At 61.4% G+C, this 3349-nt stretch carries 2 protein-coding genes and 1 pseudogene; all 3 read right to left on the bottom strand.

The annotated features are described in order from the left end of the window. Positions 1-351 (bottom strand): annotated as a pseudogene (locus ACRESD_RS03805) (ABC transporter permease); the annotation flags it as partial. Beyond that, a complete protein-coding gene (locus tag ACRESD_RS03800) occupies positions 351-1415 on the bottom strand; it encodes a microcin C ABC transporter permease YejB (RefSeq protein ID WP_431749700.1) in 1065 nt (354 codons plus the stop codon). The gene ACRESD_RS03800 and the pseudogene ACRESD_RS03805, both read right to left, overlap by 1 nt. Further along, on the bottom strand, positions 1402-3222 hold the full coding sequence (locus ACRESD_RS03795; RefSeq protein ID WP_431749699.1) for an extracellular solute-binding protein: 1821 nt from the start codon (positions 3220-3222) through the stop codon (positions 1402-1404). The genes ACRESD_RS03800 and ACRESD_RS03795 overlap by 14 nt, the downstream gene beginning before the upstream one ends. Positions 3223-3349 lie beyond the last annotated feature (127 nt).

Raw genomic sequence — 3349 nt, 5'->3', positions numbered from 1 at the left:
GGGCGGGGTGGGCGATGGCGCGGTGAGGTCGTAGTTGACCGTGTCATCACTGAACGGGATGGGTGCGAACAACAGCCAGCCGCTCTGCTCGATCAGCTCGCGCACATAGGGATCACGGTAGTCCGGTTGAAACGGCAACGTGCCGTCGAAGTCCTGTTCGGTGTAGCGCGCAAAGGCCGGGAAATACCACTGGCCCTTGTAGGCCACCAACAGCGGTTTGTCATTGGCCAACAGCTCGCCGCCCAGGCACGCGGTGAACAGCGCCAGAAAGATCCACAGCGACCACCAGCCTCGGCGATTGCGCCTGAAGTGCAGCCAGCGACGGCGGGTAATAGGTGAAAAAACCGACATCACTGGGCCCTCGCGGAGAAATCGAGCCGAGGGTCGAGCAGGCGGTAGCACAAATCACCGAGCAATTTGATCACCAACCCGACCAAGGTGAAGATAAACAGCGTGCCGAACACCACGGGATAGTCCCGCGCCACCGCCGCCTCGTAGCTCAGGCGGCCGAGACCATCGAGGGAGAAAATCACCTCGATCAGCAATGAGCCGCCGAACAACATCGCGATCAGCGCCTGGGGCAGGCCCACTACAATCAGCAACATCGCGTTGCGGAACACATGCCGGTAGAGCACCTGCTGTTCGCTGAAGCCTTTGGCCCGCGCCGTCACCACGTACTGGCGGCTGATTTCATCCAGAAAGCTGTTCTTGGTAAGGATGGTCAAGGTTGCAAAACCGCCGATCACCAGCGCCAGCACCGGCAGTACCAAGTGCCAGAAATAGTCGAGCACCTTGCCCGGCCACGACAGGTCGGCGAAGTTCTCCGAGACCAACCCACGCACCGGGAACCAGTTCAACAGGCTGCCACCACCGAACACCACGATCAGCAACAGGGCGAACAAAAACGCTGGCATCGCATGGCCGATGATCACCGCCGCACTGCTCCATACATCGAAGCGGCTGCCATGGCGCACGGCTTTGCGGATGCCCAGCGGGATCGATACCAGGTAACTGATCAACGTGGCCCAGAAGCCCAACGACAAGGTCACCGGCAGCTTTTGCAGAATCAGGTCGGTAACCTTGGCCCCACGGAAAAAACTGTCGCCGAAATCCAACTGCGCATAGCGGCTGAGCATCAGCCACAGGCGCGCGCCCAAGGGTTTGTCGAAACCGTATTGACGTTCGATCTCGGCCACCAGCACCGGGTCCAACCCACGCTGGGTGCGCGATTCATTGCTGCCGCTTTCTACCCGGGTGCCCGCCACCGATGCCTGGGTGCCGATCCCTTGCAAGCGGGCGATGGCTTGTTCCACCGGGCCACCCGGCGCGGCCTGCACGATAAAGAAATTGACCAGCAGGATGCACAACAGGGTTGGCACGATCAGCAGTAAACGGCGCGCGCTATAGGCCAGCATGTTGGGACACCTCAGTCAGTTGGCGCATTTGCGCGGTGGTCAGCGGCGTGGGGCTCAGTTCCCACCAGGTGTCGATGCCCACTTCATTCAGTGGCGCGGTGTGCGGGCGGCCGAAACGGTTCCACCACAGCGTGGATGAGCCCGGCGGGTAGTAATTGGGAATCCAGTAGAAGCCCCACTGCAGGACACGGTCGAGGGCGTGGGCGTAACGCACCATGGTCGGCCGGTCGCCGGCGCGCACCAGGCCGTCGATCAAGGCATCCACTGCCGGGTTGCGCAGGGTCATGTAGTTGTTGGAGCCCGGATCGTCGGCACTGTCGGAGCCGAAGTAGTTGATCAGCTCGCGCCCCGGCGAGGGGCTGACCGGGTAGCCGGCGACGATCATGTCGTAGTCCCGGGCGCGCACCCGGTTGGTGTACTGGGCGGCGTCGATCAGGCGGATATTGAAGCCGATGCCGATCTGCGCCAGGTTGCGTTTGTAGGGCAGCAACAAACGTTCGAAGCCCTTCTGGCTGTTGAGGAAAGTGAATTGCAACGGTGTGCCTTGGGCATTCACCAGTTGATCTCCATGCGGCGTCCAGCCGGCCTCCTCCAATAGTTTCAAGGCGCGGGCCTGTTGCGGGCGAATGCGGCCGCTGCCATCGGTGTGGGGCGGTTGGTAGACCTGAGTGAAGACTTCATCGGGAATGCGCCCACGCCAGGGTTCCAGAATCGCCAACTCTTCGGCATCCGGCAGTTGGCTGGCGGACAGGGCGCTGCGGGAAAAGAAGCTGCGCTGGCGCAGGTACATGCCGTGCATCATCTGGCGGTTGCTCCAGTCGAAATCCCACAACAGGCTCAACGCCTCGCGCACGCGGCGATCCTGGAACGGCGGTTTTTGCAGGTTGAACACAAACCCCTGGGTACCCTGCACTGCGTGCGGCGCCAGGTGTTCACGTTGCAGGCGGCCATCGCGCAACGCCTCGCCGTCGTAGCCCACCGAGTAGCTGGTGGCAGAAAACTCGCGGTTGAAGTCATACCCCTGGGCTTGCAGGATCTGGCGCGACACGTCGGTATCGCCAAAAAACTCCAGGCGCAGGGTGTCGAAGTTGTATTGCCCCCGACTCACCGGCAGGTCTTTGCCCCACCAGTCCTTGACCCGTTCAAAGGTGACGCTGCGACCGTTGTCCACCGCACTGATGCGGTACGGGCCGCTGCCCAGAGGTGGTTCAAAGCCACCGCCGTTGGCAAAGTTACGCCCACGCCACCAATGTTCCGGCAGCACCGGCAGCGACGCGATATCCAGGGGTAAGGTGCGGTTGTCGGCACTTTTGAAGGTAAAACGCACCTGGCTCGGTGACTCCACCAGCACCTGGTCCACATCGGCAAAGCTTTGGCGATAAGCCAGGCTGCCTTGGGTGGTGAACAGCTTGAAGGTGTAGGCCACGTCTTGCGCGGTGATGCGCGTGCCATCGGCGAACTGCGCCTTGGGGTTGAGGGTGAAGCGCAACCAGGAATGGTCCGGCGCCAGCTCCATGGACTGCGCTACCAGGCCATACACGGTGTAAGGCTCATCCTGGGAGCGGTACGCCAGTGGACTGTACAGCCAGCCCTGGATCTGGGTGATGCCGGTGCCTTTGTCGACATACGGAATCAGATGATCAAACGCCCCGCCCTCCATGGACGAACGCCGGAAGCTGCCGCCTTTGGGCGCGTCCGGGTTGACGTAGTCCAGGTGTTTGAACGTGGCCGGGTACTTCGGCGCTTCGCCGTAAACCGTCAGGGCGTGTGTTGGCTGAGCGAACAGCGATGGTGCCCAAAAGCCCATCAGTGCTGCCCATAAGATGCAACGAAACAACCTCACAAACGCAGCTCCTTTTCCGAAAACACCGGAGATCCAATGTGGGAGCTGGCTTGCCTGCGATAGCGGTATGTCAATGACTGAAGCATCGACT

Source organism: Pseudomonas sp., from assembly GCF_050739995.1.
In the GTDB taxonomy this organism is placed as follows: Bacteria; Pseudomonadota; Gammaproteobacteria; order Pseudomonadales; family Pseudomonadaceae; genus Aquipseudomonas.
The sequence above is the reverse complement of the archived record's forward strand: the minus strand, read 5'-3'. Positions and strand labels throughout refer to the sequence as shown.

Coding starts and splice junctions, on each gene's coding strand:
- ACRESD_RS03800 (WP_431749700.1), bottom strand. CDS start 1,415: ATGCTGGCCTATAGCGCGCGCCGTTTACTGCTGATCGTGCCAACCCTG.
- ACRESD_RS03795 (WP_431749699.1), bottom strand. CDS start 3,222: ATGGGCTTTTGGGCACCATCGCTGTTCGCTCAGCCAACACACGCCCTG.